The organism is Micromonospora salmantinae (assembly GCF_022230905.1).
Classification (GTDB): Bacteria; Actinomycetota; Actinomycetes; order Mycobacteriales; family Micromonosporaceae; genus Micromonospora; species Micromonospora salmantinae.
The window spans coordinates 284,783-299,502 of the sequence record NZ_JAKKFG010000042.1; the positions used below are offsets into that span (position 1 = coordinate 284,783).

Sequence of the window (14,720 nt, forward strand, 5' to 3'; positions counted from 1 at the left end):
CGGGTCGGGGCGTACCGTCCGGGCAGCTCAGGCCGGCGCGGCGTCGGCGGCGCGTTCGCGGGCCTCCTGGCGGTCCAGCTCGCGGTCCACCCGGCGGGCCTCCCGCTCGGACTGCTTGACCCACTGCACCACCAGCACCGCGAGCATGGTCACACTGACGAACTCGCCACCGGCCCAGAGGATGCCGCCGGCGACCACCTGGTCCTGCCACGGGTCGACCCAACCGAGGTTGAGCGACGGGTACCAGTCCCCGCCGAAGAGCGTGCTGCTCTGCATGATGGTGAGGCCGAGCACTGTGTGGAACGGCACGGAGAGCAGCATCAGCAGCGCACGCGCCGGGTACGGCCAGCGGCCGGGCAGCGGGTCGAGGCCGAGCAGCGGCCAGAAGAACACGCAGCCGGTCATGATGAAGTGCGCGTGCACCAGCTCGTGCGCCCAGGCGTGTTCGAGGGTGTAGCGGTACAGGTCACTGAAGTACAGCACGAACGGGTTGACCACGAAGATGGCGAACGCCACCAGCGGGAAGCTGTAGACCCGGGCGACGCGGCTGTGCACGATCGCGAGCAGGCGCTTGCGTGGCCCGACCGGCAGGGTCCGCAGGGCCAGGGTCATCGGCGCGCCCAGCGCCAGGAAGATCGGCGCCACCATGGACAGCACCATGTGCTGGATCATGTGCACGGACAGCAGCGCGGTGTCGTACGCGTGCAGCCCGCTGACCGTGACGAGCGCGATGCCGCCCAGGCCGGGCCCGAGGAAGAACACGGTACGGGCGATCGGCCAGCGGTCGCCCCGCAGGCGCAGCCGGTACACCCCGTAGAGGTACAGGCCGGCGGCGAGCACCAGGCCGAGGGCCAGCCAGCTGTCCAGCCGGGTCTCGGTCAGCACCGCGCCGACGGTGAACGGCGGCGGGGCCGAGGTGGCGGCGAAGATCGGATCGACGTGCAGCACGCTTTTCAGGCTAGGCCAGGTGAACCGGACGCTGACGCTCGGGCCACGGAAGGCGCGGGTTTGCCACCCCGCTGATCGGCGGCCCCGGTCAGGGGCAATAATGACGGCGTGACTGCGGCCCCAGCCATTGACAAGAGCCGGATCCACTCTCTGACCCGACCAAACATGGTCAGCGTCGGGACGATCGTGTGGCTCTCCAGCGAACTCATGTTCTTCGCGGCGCTGTTCGCGATGTACTTCTCCATCCGCGCGGCTGCGCCGGAGCAGTGGGAGAAGCACACCGAGGCGCTGAACATCCCGTACGCGACCACCTTCACGGTGATCCTGGTGCTGTCCTCGGTGACGTGCCAGCTCGGCGTCTTCGCGGCGGAGAAGGGTGACGTGCACGCGCTGCGGCGCTGGTTCACCGTCACCTTCGTGATGGGCCTGATCTTCGTCCTCGGCCAGCTGAACGAGTACCGGCACCTGGTCGCCGACGGCATCAAGATCAACGAAGACGGGTACGGGTCGGTGTTCTACCTGACCACCGGCTTCCACGGCCTGCACGTGACCGGTGGTCTGATCGCCTTCATCATTTTCATGGTCCGTACGACCATGGGCCGGTTCACTCCGGCGCAGGCGACGTCGGCGATCGTCGTGTCGTACTACTGGCACTTCGTCGACGTCGTGTGGATCGGGCTGTACGCCATGATCTACTGGCTCCAGTGATCTTGCGCGTCACATTCCGCGCTGCTGCTCCGTCCCCTGAGACAGGTCCAACCGGTTAAGGACACCGCTCATGACTTCTGACAACGACCGCCGACGCGGTCTGCTCGCGCGGTTGCGTGAGCGGCCCGCCGCGCGCAGCAGGGGCCGCCGCCGGCTGGGCGCCGCGGTCCGGCTGATCGCCGCGCTGATGCTCGCCGGTGGCGCGTACACCGTCTTCGCCCCGGGCGCCCAGGCGCAGGACAACCCGCAGCTGACCGGCGCCGCCGCCGAGGGCAAGGCGCTGTTCGACGTGAGCTGCGTGACCTGCCACGGCCGCAACGCCCAGGGTGTCGAGGGCCGCGGGCCGAGCCTGATCGGCGTCGGCGCGGCATCGGTCGAGTTCCAGGTCAGCTCCGGGCGGATGCCGATGGCCCGCCAGGAGGCCCAGGCGCACCGCAAGCCCCCGGTCTTCACCGACGAGCAGACCCGTCAGCTGGCCCAGTACATCCAGGAGCTTGGCGGCGGCCCGGTCGTGCCCGAGGGCGACGACCTCCGCGAGGACGGCAACATCGCCTCCGGCGGTGAGCTGTTCCGGATCAACTGCTCGCAGTGCCACGCGTTCGGTGGTGGCGGCGGTGCGCTCTCCTCGGGCAAGTTCGCCCCGAGCCTGCACCCCGCGACCGACCGCCAGATCTACGCGGCGATGCTGAGTGGCCCGCAGAACATGCCGGTGTTCGGCGACAACCAGCTCCGGCCGGAGCAGAAGGCCGACATCATCGCCTACATCCAGGAGACGCTGAAGCACGACCAGGACCCGGGTGGGTTCAACCTCGGACGGTACGGCCCGTCCACCGAGGGCCTGGCGATCTTCCTGGTTGGCATCGTGGCGCTCGTCTTCGCTAGCCTGTGGATTGCGGGTAAGTCGTGATCGAGCAGGCCATCCGATTCAGTGCTGTGGTGCCGCTCGGCGCCACCCCTAGCGAGGTGACGGCATGAGCACCCACCCCGAGCACCAGGCCCCACAGGGCCCGGAGCCGCTCGACGTGAACGACCCCAAGCTGACCCGGTTCGACATCGTTCGTGAAGGCGCGCGTCGGGACGACATCGAGATCGTCCACTACGAGCCGCAGGTGCTGCCGGGCACCAAGGCGGAGCGTCGGCTGACCCGGGTGGTCGCCGGCTTCTTCCTGATCACCGGCCTGGCCGCGACCGCCTTCCTGGCCATCTACATCTGGTGGCCGTGGCAGTACGAGGCGGGCCGGGGCGGCGACAAGTTCTACACCCCGCTGCTCGGCTTCACCCTCGGCGTGGCGCTGCTCGCCGTCGGCTTCGGCATCCTGACCTGGGGCAAGAAGTTGCTGCCCAAGGAGGTCTCGATCCAGGACCGGCACGAGGGCCAGGTGGACTCCGAAGGCCGCACCATCACCGGCCAGACCATGCTCTACATGGCGGACGAACTGGGCGTGAAGCGTCGTCCCCTGCTCGGCATCTCGCTGCTGGCCGGTCTCGCGCCGGTCGCCGCGGTCGCCGCGGCGCCGCTGGTCGGCGGCCTGATCTCGCAGCCGCACAAGAACAACCAGATGTTCACCACCGGGTTCGCCACGGCCGAGGGCGGCGAGCGGATCCGCCTGGTCCGCGAGGACGGCCGTCCGGTCCGTCCGGCGGACATCAGCACCGGTGGGCAGCTGACCGTCTTCCCCGGCATCGACCACGGTGTGAGCAACAAGCACGCCGACTCGCCGACGCTGCTGATCCACCTCCGCGACTCGGACGCGCAGGAGTCGCGCCGGGCCAACGAGAAGATCGGCCACGGCGACTACATGTGGGGCAACTACGCGGCGTTCTCCAAGATCTGCACGCACGCGGGATGCCCGGCCAGCCTGTACGAGCAGCAGACCAACCGGCTGCTCTGCCCGTGCCACCAGTCCCAGTTCCTGATCACCGACAACGCCCGGCCAATCTTCGGCCCCGCCAGCCGCCGGCTGCCGCAGCTGCCGATCGAGGTGGACTCCGAGGGCTTCTTCGTGGCGAAGTCCGACTACACCGAGACCGTCGGGCCTGATTTCTGGGAGCGGCCATGAAGCGTCGAAAGTTTGACCTTGCGGCGACGCCGGGCAAGGCCGCGGTGGGAGTGGACGACCGCTTCGCGGTGGCCACCCCGCTGCGCAAGCTGCTGAACAAGGTCTTCCCGGACCACTGGTCCTTCCTGCTCGGCGAGATCGCGCTCTTCTCGTTCGTCGTGCTGCTGCTGACCGGTGTGTTCCTCACCTTCTTCTTCGAGCCGGCGATGACCGAGGTGGTCTACAACGGCAGCTACGCGCCGTTGCAGGGCACCCCGATGTCCGCCGCGTACGCCTCCAGCCTGGACATCTCGTTCGACGTCCGCGGCGGTCTGGTGATGCGGCAGATGCACCACTGGGCGGCGCTGCTGTTCATGGCCGCGATCGTCGTGCACATGCTGCGGGTCTTCTTCACCGGCGCCTTCCGCAAGCCGCGTGAGACCAACTGGATCATCGGTTCGCTGCTGTTCTGGGTCGGCTTCCTGGCCGGCTTCACCGGCTACTCGCTGCCGGACGACGGCCTGTCCGGCACCGGCCTGCGGATCGCTTCGGCGATCATGCTGTCCATCCCGGTGATCGGCTCCTGGGTCACCTCGTCGGTCTTCGCTGGCGAGTTCCCGGGCACGATCATCATCAGCCGGTTCTTCATCGCCCACGTGCTGCTCATCCCGGGTCTGCTGGTCGCGCTGATCAGCGTCCACCTGGGTCTGGTCTTCAAGCAGAAGCACACGCAGTGGCCCGGCCCCGGCCGGACCAACAACAACGTGGTCGGCGAGCGGATGTTCCCGCGGTACGCGCTGAAGCAGGGCGGCTTCTTCATGGTCGTCTTCGGCGTCATCGCGCTGATGGGCGGTCTGTTCCAGATCAACCCGATCTGGTTGTTCGGCCCGTACGAGGCGTGGGTGGTCTCGGCCGCCAGCCAGCCCGACTGGTACGTCATGTTCCTCGACGGGTCGACCCGACTCATGCCGGCCTGGGAAATCAACATCCCGCTCGGCGACGGGTACGTCATCCCGCCGCTGTTCTGGCCGACGGTGGTGCTGCCCGGCATCCTGGTGGGCCTGTCGACGATGTACCCGTTCCTGGAAGCCCGGCACCTCAAGGACCGCAAGAGCCACAACCTGCTCGAGCGTCCCCGGGACGCTCCGGCCCGGACCGCCGTCGGCGCCATGGCCGTCTCGTTCTACATCGTGCTGACGCTCTCCGGCGCCAACGACGTGATCGCGGACAAGTTCCAGATCAGCCTGAACGCGATGACCTGGGCGGGCCGCATCGGCCTGCTGGTGGTCCCGCCGCTGGCGTACTACGTCACCTACCGGCTCTGCCTGGGTCTGCAGCAGCACGACCGGGAGGTCCTCGCGCACGGCGTCGAGACGGGCATCATCCGGCGCATGCCGGACGGCCGGTTCGTCGAGGTGCACCAGCCGCTCAGCGCGTCCAACGGGCACGCGGACGGTCACGGCCAACTCGACTACGTCGGTTGGGTCGTGCCCAAGAAGATGAACCGGCTGGGGGCCCTCGGGCCGGCCATCCGGGGCTTCTTCTACCCGATCGAGAAGCCGGTCGAGGCGCCTGTCTCGCCGGGGCACCCGCCGGTCGAGGCCCGGCCCGAGCGCGAGGAGATCGGCAGCGGCGAGAGCCGCCGCTGACCGCCCAGTCGCACCATTACGGGGCGCCCGCCGGAATCCGGCGGGCGCTCCGTCGTATCCACACCCCCGACCCATCCGACCAGGAGTCGGACGCCCCTGATGGGACCGGTCGACCCCGCGCGGCGGGCGATCGCAGGAATAACCCCGGTGAGCCGGGTATCCGTGCGGTCCAACGTCTCAAGGGGGGGAAGCATGTTGGGTATCAAACGCCTCGGCCTGTTGGCCGCGCTGGTACTTGTCGGTGTCGCGCCGGCTGCGGCTGCGCAGGCCGCGGCACAGCCGTCAACGCAGGACACCCAGTACCTGCAGGCGGTACACCAGGTCAACCTGTTCGAGATCACCGCTGGTGACCTGGCTCAGCAGAAGGGTCAGGACCAGGGGGTCAAGGACCTGGGCGCGATGCTGAAGACCGACCACACCCAGCTGGACCAGACGGTGCAGCAGACCGCGTCGCAGCTCGGGGTGGAACTGCCGAACGAGCCCAGCGCCGATCAGCAGGCGGTCATCGACCAGCTGAACAACGCCAGCGGCGCGGAGTTCGACCGGCTTTGGGTGACCAGTGAGCTGGCCGGCCACGTCCAGGCCATCCAGGCCACCCAGACGGAGATCTCGCAGGGCTCCGAGCAGTCGGTGGTCCAGCTGGCGCAGACGGCGCTTCCGACGCTGCAGACGCACTACGACGAGTTGGTGGCGCTCGCCAACAAGCTGGGCATCCCGGTCCCGCAGACCAGCGCCAGCGGTACGCCCAGCCCGGGCGGCACCGGCACTGAGTCCCCGGCTCCGGGCGGCACCGGCACCGAGTCGCCGGCTCCGGGCGGCACCGGCACCGAGTCGCCGGCTCCGGGCGGCGGCAGCACCGAGGTACCGGCTCCCAGCGAGAGCTGACGTAGCCACAGCAGACGGCCGGTCCACCCTCGCGGTGGGCCGGCCGCCCTGCGCGCGCCACCCGCCGCCGTGCGGCCGGCACGGCCCCCGAAACGGCGAGCGGGTCAGTCGGCGCTGGCCAGACCGATCGCGAACGCCTCCTCCAGGTCGTGCTGCGAGTACGCCCGGAAGGCGATGTGCGACTCGGTGTTGAGCACTCCCGGGACCTTGGAGATGCTGCCCGCGATGACCTGGGCGATCTGGTCGAACTCGCGGACCCGGACGATGGCGATGAGGTCGACGTGCCCGGCCACCGAGTAGACCTCGCTGACACCGGGAAGGTTGGCCAGGTTCTCCGCCACCTCGGGGATCGCATCGGTGGCGCAGTCGATCAGCACGATCGCGGTGATCACGGGGCATTTCTCCGTTCGTCGGCGTCGTCGCCCATGCTAGATGTTTCGTCCCGGGACCGGAGGCGGGAGCCGCCGGGGCTCAGCCCTGGGCGGGGCAGGGCACTGTCAGGTCGCTCCCGGCCCGGATCACGTTCCGCAGCCGCTCACCGGCCCGTACTGTCGCGCCCGGCCACACCACTGTGCGGGACACGTCACCGTCCACCCGCGCGCCCGCGCCGACGACCGACTCCACGCAGTGGCCGGTCACCGTCGCGGACTCCGCGACGAGAACGCCGCCGGCCGCGGCGTGCAGGTTGGCCGCCAGGTAGTCGGCCGGGGTGCCGGTGTCGAAGAAGGTGCCCGGGTACGGCACCACGGTCAGGGCGCCAGCCGCCTCGGCCGGACGCCACACGGCGCGAACCAGGTCCGAGAAGACGACCGGCAGGTCCCGGACCAGCCGCCAGGGCAGCAGCGAGAACCCGGTGAAGCAGTGCCCGGCGAAGGTGCCCGGCGCCGCCGGGTCCGCGGCGGGCTGGCCGAGCAGGCGTACGGTGTGCCCGTCCCAGCCGTCGAGCAGGGCGGCCACGTCCGGGCCCGGGGGAGCAGCCGGGTCGGCGAGGTACGCGTCGGCGTTGCCGACCAGCACCGGCCGCCCGTCGATCCAGTCCCGCAGGTTGGCCACCCCGCCCGCGGTGCCCAGCGGGTCGCCCGGCTCCACCGACAGGTGTGCGCGGTCGCCGACGTGCGCCACCACCTGGTCGCCGAGGTAGCAGGCGTTCACCGCGACCCGCCCGGGACCGGTCAGGCCCAGGCCGGCCAGCCGCGCCAACGCCCGATCCAGCAGGGGCACGTTGCCCACCGGACAGAGTGCCTTGGGCAGCCGTTCGGTGAGCGGGCGCAGCCGCGTGCCCTCGCCGGCGGCCAGCACCACAGCGCACAGCTCCGCCGGCACACCGGCCGCGCCGGTCACGGGGTGTCGTCGGGCACCGGCGGCGGGAACTGCCCGGCCAGCGGCCCGATGTCGTAGTAGGCGAGCAGCCGGGCCGTCGGCCAGGTCAGCTTGGGCAGGTCGTCCAGGGGGTGCCAGGCGGCCTCGAAGACCTCCCCGCCGTCGACTGTCAGCTCGGTGCTGGACGCCGGCACCTCGGCCTCGAAGACCATGTCCACCCAGCCCTTGGCGTGCACGATCGCGTTCGGCACCGCCGGACGCAGCCGCGACGGTGGGAGCCGGACGCCGGACTCCTCGAACAGCTCACGGGCCGCGCCCACCACCGGGGCCTCACCCCGGTTGAGCAGGCCGGCGGGGAGTGACCAACCCTTGCCGGGCGGCTGGCGCAGCATGAGCAACCGACCCGCGCCCGTCGCCTCGGTGTCCCGGACCAGGGTCACCGCGCCGACGATGTACTTGGGCACGGCCAACCGGACCAGGCGTCGACGCACCGGCAGCGGCAGCCGATAGAAGGCCTGGTAGAAAAGGGCCCGACCGGTGGCGCGGGAGCGGGGGATCATGACTCCAGGCTAGTGGTCACGAATGTCCCTCGGTCCCGCTGGGGCCCGCCGGGTCACTGTCGATGGTCGACCAGGTCGATGAGCTGGCGGACCACGGTGTCCGGTTCGATCACCCGGTCGAAGACCGCTACCAACAGGGTCTCCAGGTCGGGGTAGCCCAACTCCTCGGAGAGGCGCAGCAGTGGCAGGTCACTGGCGAGGCCCCGGTTGTGTTGGCGTAGGGCGAGCCCGATGGTGGCCCGACCGAGGCGCACCTTGTCGCTGATCGTGATGCCCGGCTCGGTGTGCTCGGCGAACCACCTGTTGATCTGCATCTGCGCGTGCGGCGACTTGACGAAGGTCAGCCACTCCCGCCGGGGGCCGCGCGGTGCCACACCGGCCTCGAAGCCGTTGTCGCCGTCGTTCTCGGTGAAGATCTCCACCACGTCGCCCTCGTCCAGCTCCGAACTGAGCGGGGCCAACCGACCGTTGATGCGTGCGGCGAGGCAGTGGTCGCCGCGGTCGTTGCCCAGCTCGTACGCGAGGTCGACAGGCGTGGCACCGGCTGGCAGCACGACCTGCCGTCCGTCGGCGAAGACCTGGATCTGCCCCTCGGCCAGGTCGCAGCGCAGCGACTCGTAGAACTGTGCCGGGTCGGCGGCGTCCGGCTCCCAGTCGAGCACCCGGCGCAGCCAGTCCAGCTGTTCGGCACGGGCCGCGGCGGTGCTGCTGCCGGAGCGGGGGAAACGGAAGTCGGCGGCGATGCCGTACTCGGCCGCGCGGTGCATCTCCTCGGTGCGGATCAGCACCTCCACTGTGCGGTCCTGAGGGCCGCAGACGCTGGTGTGCAGCGAACGGTAGAGGTTGTTCTTCGGTGAGGCGATGAAGTCCTTGAAACGGCCGGGCATCGGTCGCCAGGTGCCGTGGATCGCGCCCAGCGCGGCGTAACAGTCGGTGGCCGGGCCGTCGACCACCACCACGATGCGGGGCAGGTCGTACGGGGCGGTGTGGCCGCCGGCGATGGTGTCCTTCCAGATCGAGTAGAGGTGCCGGGGACGAGGGCTCACGTCGGCGTCGACCCGGCTGCGGCGCAGCGCCACCCGGGCCCGGGTGACCACCGAGTCGAGGTACGAATCCCAGCCCGGCCGATCGTGCACGTGCCGGGCCAGCCGGGCGTGCTCGTCGGGCTCGAGGTGCAGCAGCACCACGTCGTCCAGCTCGCGCTTGAGGGTCTGGATGCCCAGCCGGTCACAGAGCGGGACCAGCACCTCCTGGGTCTTACGGGCGATCCGTTCCCGCGACGACGCGGAGCGCACCCCGAGCGTCCGCATGTTGTGCAGCCGGTCGGCCAGCTTGATGATCAGCACCCGGACGTCCTTGGCGGCCGCGACGATCATCTTGCGGACCGTCTCCGCCTCGGCGGCCTTGCCGTAGAACGCCTTGTCGAACTTGGTCACCCCGTCGACCAGGTGGGCCACCTCGCCGCCGAAGTCCTCGGAGAGCGCCTGAAGGGTGTAGCGGGTGTCCTCCACGGTGTCGTGCAGCAGCGCCGCGACCAGGGTGGTGGTGTCCATCCCCAGCTCGGCGCAGATCTGCGCCACCGCGAGGGGATGGGTGATGTACGGTTCCCCGCTCTTGCGGAACTGCCCGCGGTGCATGTTCTCCGCGATCGTGTAGGCACGGCGCAGCACCGCGGGATCGGTGCCGGCGTGGATGCCCCGATGGGTGCGGACCAGCTGGGTGACCGGGTCCGAGTCGGTGGTCGGCCAACTGAGCAACGACCGCAGCCGGCGGGCGAGCGGCAGCTCACCCGGCTGTGTCGGCAGGGCGCCCCCCAGGGCGGCGCCGTGTCCGGCGTCGACGTCCACGAGGGACACCTCCTCACCCCGGCTCCACATCGCCGGAACCCGGCGGGGGAGCAGGCCCACGAATCGGGCAGGACTGCACTTCTCTAACAGCCTAAGCGAGTCGACGTAGTCCGATCGGTCAGTTGGTCATGAGCGTTCGGTCGAGAGTTGGTGGGACGCGCCGCCCTCGGCCTTCGCCAGCAGGTCACGGAACCGGCCCGCGCCACTCGCCGGAGAGGACCAACCGGAGGACATCTCGACGAGTCGGGTCTCCGGTCGCTCCAACCAGGACAGGATCCGCTCCGACTCCTCGGCGGTGGCGGCCGGCACCGGGCCGTGCCCGCCCGACACCGTCTCGGCGGTGGCCCGGATCGTGGTCAACGTGGGACGCGGGTGCACGCCCGGTGGGGACACCCCCGCGCCGGCCAGTCGGCCGTGCCGGACCAGCGCCAACTCCCAGCCGCCGCGGGCGGCCGGCCGGGCCGCGGCCAACTCGACGATCCCGGTCAGCGCGGCCAGCCGCTGCATCCGCACTGTGGCCCGCAGCACGGCGGCCAGCCGGGACCGCACCACGGCGGCCTCCTCGTAGCGCTGGTCGCGGGAGAGCACGTCGATCCGCGCGAGCAGCGCGTCCACCACCGGCTGCGGATCACTGGCGGTCGCGGTACGGAAGGGCGCGGCGGCGCTGTCGTCGTACTCCTCGGGGGTGATCTTGTGTTCGCAGGGCGCCGGGCAGCGACCCAGCTCGGCCAGCGCGCAGGCCGGCGTGACGGTGCGCAACGACAGCCGGTGCGTGCACTGGCGCAGCGGCACCGCATCGTGGAAACCGGCGGCTGCCAGCTCGGCGGCCCGCCGGGAGGTGAACGGCCCGAGGTACGCGGTGTCGGTGGGGGAGAGGTCGCGGACGATCGACAGCCGAGGGTACGGACCGTCGGTCAGCTTGAGCCAGACCATTCGTTCCGGGTATTTGGACCGGCGGTTGTACGGCGGGGCGTGCGCGGCGATCAACCGCAGCTCGCGGACCTCCGCCTCCAACGAGTGGGCGCACTCCACCGCCTCGACCCGCTCGGCCGCGCCCAGCATCTCGGAGATCCGGGCACGCTTCTCGCCGGCGGTGAAGTAGCTGCGCACCCGGGTGGCGATGTCGACCGAGGTGCCCACGTAGAGCGGCCGGTCGTCGGCGGCCCGGAAGATGTAGACCCCCGGGACCTTGGGCAGCCCCTCGGCCAGGTGCCGTTTGCGACGCTGGGTCGGGGTGACAGCGCGGGCGAACTCGATGGCGTCGCCGACAGTGTCCACCCGGTGCCCGCCGAGCCGGCCGATCAGCCCGTGCAGCACGTCGACGGTGGCCTTCGCGTCGTCCAACGCCCGGTGGGTGGGCTGGGTGGCGGTCCGGAAGTAGGCGGCCAGGGTGCCCAGCTTGCGGTTGGGCACCTCGTCGCGGGTCAGCACCCGGCGGGCGAGCGCCGCCGTGTCCAGGACCCGGGGGTTGGGCCAGCGGTAGCCGTGCTTGGCGCAGGCGGCCTTGAGGAAGCCCACGTCGTACGGGGCGTTGTGGGCCACCAGCACCGCGTCGTCGATGAACTCCAGGAAGCTCGGCAGCACCTGCTCGATCGGTGGCGCCGGCACCAGCATGGCCTGGGTGATGCCGGTCAGCACTGTGATGAACGGCGGAATCGGCTGGCCCGGGTTGACCAGGGTCGCCAGCACCCCCAACCGCTCGCCACCGCGCACCTTGACCGCGCCGATCTCGGTGATGCCGCCGCCGTCCGGCGCGCCCCCGGTGGTCTCCAGGTCGACCACCACGAACGTCGTCGCGTAGAGCGGCAGCGCCGGGTCCACCCCGCCCACCGCCGGGTCGAGACCGGCCAGTGACTCCTGGACGTACTCCGCCTGTGCCATCGGCGGCACGCTAGCGCCCCGGTCCGACACTCCCGTCGCAGCCGTCCCATCCGTCACCATGGGGCTAGGATGAGAGATCGGCTCACTCACCGGGCGGTGGGCCCGGTCGCGGTGGGAGACTTGCCACATGCCCCTCACCGAGCCGTACGACGACCACCTCCCGCAGGAGGACCCGGTCGCACTCGACGGTGCTGTGGGCAACCCGGACGACAACGTAGTCAACGACACATCGGGCGCATCGGGCCCGACGACGACGGGCGACGGTCCCGCCGCCGAGCCGGAGCCCACCCTGCCCGAGCCGGTTCGGCAGCGGATCGTGACGCTGACCGCCGCGGTGCTGCCCACCCTCCCCACCGACGAGGTCCCGGTGCCGTTGCGCCGGGTGGCCAAGTTCGCCCCCAACCGGCGCGCCCGGCTCGGCGCGCCGGTCATCGCCGCCCAGCTCACCGCCGACCCGCTGTTCCGGCAGCGGGTCACCGCGCGGGTCCTGGCCGACGCCGGTGACCTCGGTGCGGCAGTGGTCGAGGGCACCGCGCCGGCGGCCGCCGACCCGGTCGAGGTGGCCGCGCTGGCCTACCTGGCCCGGCCCCGTGGCTGGCGGGAGCTGATCGACGCCAGCGGCGCGGCCGTGCGCGCCGAGGCGGACAGCGCCGTCGTCGCCGAGTTGGTCCGCGAGGCCGAGCAGCGGGCCACCCGGGCCGAGCACGACCGCGCGGTGGCCCGGGTCGAGGCCGAGAAGCTCCGCGACGAGTTGGCCCGCGTCCGCGAGGAGCTGGGTCAGCTCCGCGAGGAGTCCCGACAGGTGGCCCGCACCCTGCGGGAGACCCAGGCCCGCGAGCGGAAGGCCACCGAACTGCTGGCCACCGAGCGCGGCCGGGCCGCCCGCGCCAGCGCCGACGTGGACGCCGAACTCCGCCGCGCCCGGGCCCGGCTGGCCGAGGCCGAGGCCGCCGCCGGGGTGGCCCGGGCCAGTGCCAAGGAGGCGCGTTCGGTCGACGACGCCCGGCTCTGGCTGCTCCTGGAGACCATCGGCCAGGCCGCCGTCGGGCTGCGCCGGGAGCTGGCGCTCGACCCGGTGGACAAACTCCCCGCCGACTTCGTCGCCGACGCGTTCGCCGAGCAGCCGGGCACCGCCCCGGCCGGCCCTGCCGCCCGCGCCCGCGACACCGACGACCCGGCCCGGCTCGACCAGTTGCTCGCCCTGCCCCGGGCGCACCTCGTGGTGGACGGCTACAACGTCACCAAGCGTGGCTTCGGCGAGATGTCCCTGGAGCAGCAGCGCAAACGCCTGATCACCGGGCTGGGCGGGATCGCCGCGCAGACCGGCGACGAGGTCACAGTGGTCTTCGACGGGGCCGAACGGATGCACGGGCTGCCGCCCGCCCCGCGCGGCGTGCGGGTGCTCTTCTCCCGCAAGGGCGAGACCGCCGACGAGCTGATCCGGCGACTGGTCCGCGCCGAGCCGGCGGGCCGGCCGGTGGTGGTCGTCTCGTCGGACCGCGAGGTCGCCGACGGGGTACGCCGGCACGGCGCGTATCCGCTGGGCGCGGACTCGCTGCTGCGGCGGCTCGCCCGCTCCTGACCACAGCGGGCCGACACGTCGACGGGCCGGCTCCCGGCGCTGGTTGGGCGAGCCCGGCGGGCGCGCCACCCGTCGCACTGTGCCTGAACCTGTCCCACCCCGTCGTTAGCATCGCCGCGACCGCCGAGGGATGGGAGCCGCGATGGCACAGGACGACGTCACGGTCTTCGTCGACGAGAACCTGCGGGGTGCGCGGTTCAACCGCTCGACACTGGCCGGTGCGGTGATGCGCGGCGTCGACGTTGATGGCCTGGACATCGACGCGCCGTGGTTGGCCGAAGGCACGCTCGTGGTCAACGGCGTCGATGTCGTGCCGTTGGTCGAGGCCCAGCTCAACCGACGGTTCCCCGGGCGCGATCTCCGGCTGGCCAAGGACCCGGACGACCTGCGCGAGGGGTGGGCGGCGATCGAAGGAGCCTGGGCGGCGGCGGTCGACCGGGCTGTGTCCATGCCCGAGGGCGCGGTCGACGTCTCGATCGACGGTGAGTGGTCGTTCGCGCAGACGCTGCGTCATCTCGTGTTCGCCGCGGACGCGTGGTTGGGCAAGGCGATCCTGCGCCTGCCCCAGCCGTTCCACCCGCTCGGTCAGTCGCACGTCGAGTACGAGACCGACGGCTTCGACATGTCGGTCTTCGCCACCGAGCAGCCGACCTTCGAGGCGGTCCTCCAGGTGCGGACCGAGCGACAGGCCATGGTGCGCGACTTCCTCGCGACTGTCACGCCGGAGTTGCTCGCCGAGCCTCGGCCGAGCGCCTGGTGGCCCGAGCACATCGTGTCCGTCCTGCACTGCCTTCACGTGATCTTCGGCGAGGAGTGGCAGCACCTCCGCTTCGCACTGCGTGACCTCGACGCACAGGGCTGAGACCTCGCCAGCGACGGCCAGCCGGGTGGGATACCCCGATATCGCTGATCTGGAGTGGATCCAGCCCTGAAACGGGCGGTCGGACGGGGTTCCTGTCGTACCCGGTGGTTAGTGTCGATGTCACCGACGGTGCTCGGCCGGCGACGGCAGGAGTCGCCCGGGTGCCGCGAGCCGATCAGGAGGGTTGATGCTCATCGACTGCGACGGGTGCGCGAAGCGGGCCGACGGCTGTTCCGGCTGCCCACTGACCGCCCTGTTCGACGAGACGTCCCCGGCGGCCGGGTTGGTCGCCGCCGAGGTCGAGGCCATCGAGGTGTTCGCCCGGGCCGGCTTCGACGTCGAGGTGCTGGTCGCGCCCGCGCGCCCGGAGGCGGCTCGCCGTCGCGCCACCCGCCGCGTCGCCTGAGCGCGACACCGCGCCCGGAAGCGGGCTTTTCGC

General features: G+C 71.3%; 14 protein-coding genes. 8 read left to right on the plus strand and 6 right to left on the minus strand.

Going from position 1 to position 14,720, the window contains the following annotated elements; translation table 11 throughout:
* Positions 1-27 precede the first annotated feature (27 nt).
* On the minus strand, positions 28-948 hold the full coding sequence (locus PSH03_RS25195) for a cytochrome c oxidase assembly protein (RefSeq protein ID WP_372494870.1): 921 nt from the start codon (positions 946-948) through the stop codon (positions 28-30).
* 108 nt (positions 949-1,056) lie between these two features.
* Here PSH03_RS25195 and ctaE point away from each other — a divergent pair, with 108 nt between their 5' ends.
* From ctaE to PSH03_RS25220, 5 genes are all read left to right on the plus strand, one after another.
* Positions 1,057-1,656 (plus strand): aa3-type cytochrome oxidase subunit III, encoded by a 600-nt coding sequence (ctaE, locus tag PSH03_RS25200; RefSeq protein ID WP_112582810.1) that lies wholly within the window; start codon positions 1,057-1,059, stop codon positions 1,654-1,656.
* A 70-nt stretch (positions 1,657-1,726) separates the two neighbouring features.
* Positions 1,727-2,563: a cytochrome bc1 complex diheme cytochrome c subunit gene (gene qcrC, locus PSH03_RS25205; protein WP_210785092.1), complete on the plus strand. Its 837-nt coding sequence runs from the start codon at positions 1,727-1,729 to the stop codon at positions 2,561-2,563.
* Positions 2,564-2,627: 64 nt separating this feature from the next.
* Positions 2,628-3,716 carry a cytochrome bc1 complex Rieske iron-sulfur subunit gene (gene qcrA / locus PSH03_RS25210; RefSeq protein WP_210785091.1) on the plus strand — a complete coding sequence of 363 codons (1,089 nt, stop codon included), beginning with the start codon at positions 2,628-2,630 and terminating at the stop codon, positions 3,714-3,716.
* Positions 3,713-5,344 (plus strand): cytochrome bc1 complex cytochrome b subunit, encoded by a 1,632-nt coding sequence (qcrB, locus tag PSH03_RS25215; protein ID WP_210785090.1) that lies wholly within the window; start codon positions 3,713-3,715, stop codon positions 5,342-5,344. The genes qcrA and qcrB overlap by 4 nt, the downstream gene beginning before the upstream one ends.
* A gap of 192 nt (positions 5,345-5,536) precedes the next feature.
* Positions 5,537-6,229, plus strand: coding sequence for a DUF4142 domain-containing protein (locus PSH03_RS25220; protein WP_210785089.1), 693 nt, complete (start codon positions 5,537-5,539; stop codon positions 6,227-6,229).
* Between the two features lie 104 nt (positions 6,230-6,333).
* On the opposite strand, the gene PSH03_RS25225 is transcribed toward PSH03_RS25220, so the two are convergent.
* The 5 genes from PSH03_RS25225 to PSH03_RS25245 form a co-directional block, all read right to left on the minus strand.
* The gene (locus tag PSH03_RS25225; RefSeq protein WP_074313163.1) at positions 6,334-6,621 is read right to left on the minus strand and encodes an Lrp/AsnC family transcriptional regulator; all 288 of its coding nucleotides are present in this window, start codon (positions 6,619-6,621) and stop codon (positions 6,334-6,336) included.
* Positions 6,622-6,700: 79 nt separating this feature from the next.
* Positions 6,701-7,570 (minus strand): nucleotidyltransferase family protein, encoded by an 870-nt coding sequence (locus tag PSH03_RS25230; RefSeq protein WP_210785088.1) that lies wholly within the window; start codon positions 7,568-7,570, stop codon positions 6,701-6,703.
* The gene (locus tag PSH03_RS25235; RefSeq protein WP_091407528.1) at positions 7,567-8,109 is read right to left on the minus strand and encodes an NUDIX hydrolase; all 543 of its coding nucleotides are present in this window, start codon (positions 8,107-8,109) and stop codon (positions 7,567-7,569) included. The genes PSH03_RS25230 and PSH03_RS25235 overlap by 4 nt, the downstream gene beginning before the upstream one ends.
* A gap of 53 nt (positions 8,110-8,162) precedes the next feature.
* Positions 8,163-9,956 carry a RelA/SpoT family protein gene (locus tag PSH03_RS25240; protein WP_210785101.1) on the minus strand — a complete coding sequence of 598 codons (1,794 nt, stop codon included), beginning with the start codon at positions 9,954-9,956 and terminating at the stop codon, positions 8,163-8,165.
* 126 nt (positions 9,957-10,082) lie between these two features.
* The gene (locus tag PSH03_RS25245; protein WP_210785087.1) at positions 10,083-11,837 is read right to left on the minus strand and encodes a DEDD exonuclease domain-containing protein; all 1,755 of its coding nucleotides are present in this window, start codon (positions 11,835-11,837) and stop codon (positions 10,083-10,085) included.
* Positions 11,838-11,964: 127 nt separating this feature from the next.
* On the opposite strand from PSH03_RS25245, the gene PSH03_RS25250 reads away from it, so the two are divergent.
* From PSH03_RS25250 to PSH03_RS25260, 3 genes are all read left to right on the plus strand, one after another.
* Positions 11,965-13,419, plus strand: coding sequence for an NYN domain-containing protein (locus PSH03_RS25250; RefSeq protein ID WP_210785086.1), 1,455 nt, complete (start codon positions 11,965-11,967; stop codon positions 13,417-13,419).
* A gap of 142 nt (positions 13,420-13,561) precedes the next feature.
* Positions 13,562-14,281 (plus strand): DinB family protein, encoded by a 720-nt coding sequence (locus PSH03_RS25255; RefSeq protein ID WP_238690602.1) that lies wholly within the window; start codon positions 13,562-13,564, stop codon positions 14,279-14,281.
* A gap of 187 nt (positions 14,282-14,468) precedes the next feature.
* Complete coding sequence (locus PSH03_RS25260) at positions 14,469-14,687, plus strand: hypothetical protein (protein WP_210785084.1); 219 nt, start codon at positions 14,469-14,471, stop codon at positions 14,685-14,687.
* The last annotated feature ends 33 nt before the right edge of the window (positions 14,688-14,720 follow it).

What these genes read in the sequence shown, in the direction of transcription:
- qcrC (WP_210785092.1), top strand. Translation starts at nt 1,727, where the DNA reads ATGACTTCTGACAACGACCGCCGACGCGGTCTGCTCGCGCGGTTGCGT.
- qcrA (WP_210785091.1), top strand. Translation starts at nt 2,628, where the DNA reads ATGAGCACCCACCCCGAGCACCAGGCCCCACAGGGCCCGGAGCCGCTC.
- qcrB (WP_210785090.1), top strand. Translation starts at nt 3,713, where the DNA reads ATGAAGCGTCGAAAGTTTGACCTTGCGGCGACGCCGGGCAAGGCCGCG.
- PSH03_RS25220 (WP_210785089.1), top strand. Translation starts at nt 5,537, where the DNA reads ATGTTGGGTATCAAACGCCTCGGCCTGTTGGCCGCGCTGGTACTTGTC.
- PSH03_RS25235 (WP_091407528.1), bottom strand. Translation starts at nt 8,109, where the DNA reads ATGATCCCCCGCTCCCGCGCCACCGGTCGGGCCCTTTTCTACCAGGCC.
- PSH03_RS25245 (WP_210785087.1), bottom strand. Translation starts at nt 11,837, where the DNA reads ATGGCACAGGCGGAGTACGTCCAGGAGTCACTGGCCGGTCTCGACCCG.
- PSH03_RS25250 (WP_210785086.1), top strand. Translation starts at nt 11,965, where the DNA reads ATGCCCCTCACCGAGCCGTACGACGACCACCTCCCGCAGGAGGACCCG.
- PSH03_RS25255 (WP_238690602.1), top strand. Translation starts at nt 13,562, where the DNA reads ATGGCACAGGACGACGTCACGGTCTTCGTCGACGAGAACCTGCGGGGT.
- PSH03_RS25260 (WP_210785084.1), top strand. Translation starts at nt 14,469, where the DNA reads ATGCTCATCGACTGCGACGGGTGCGCGAAGCGGGCCGACGGCTGTTCC.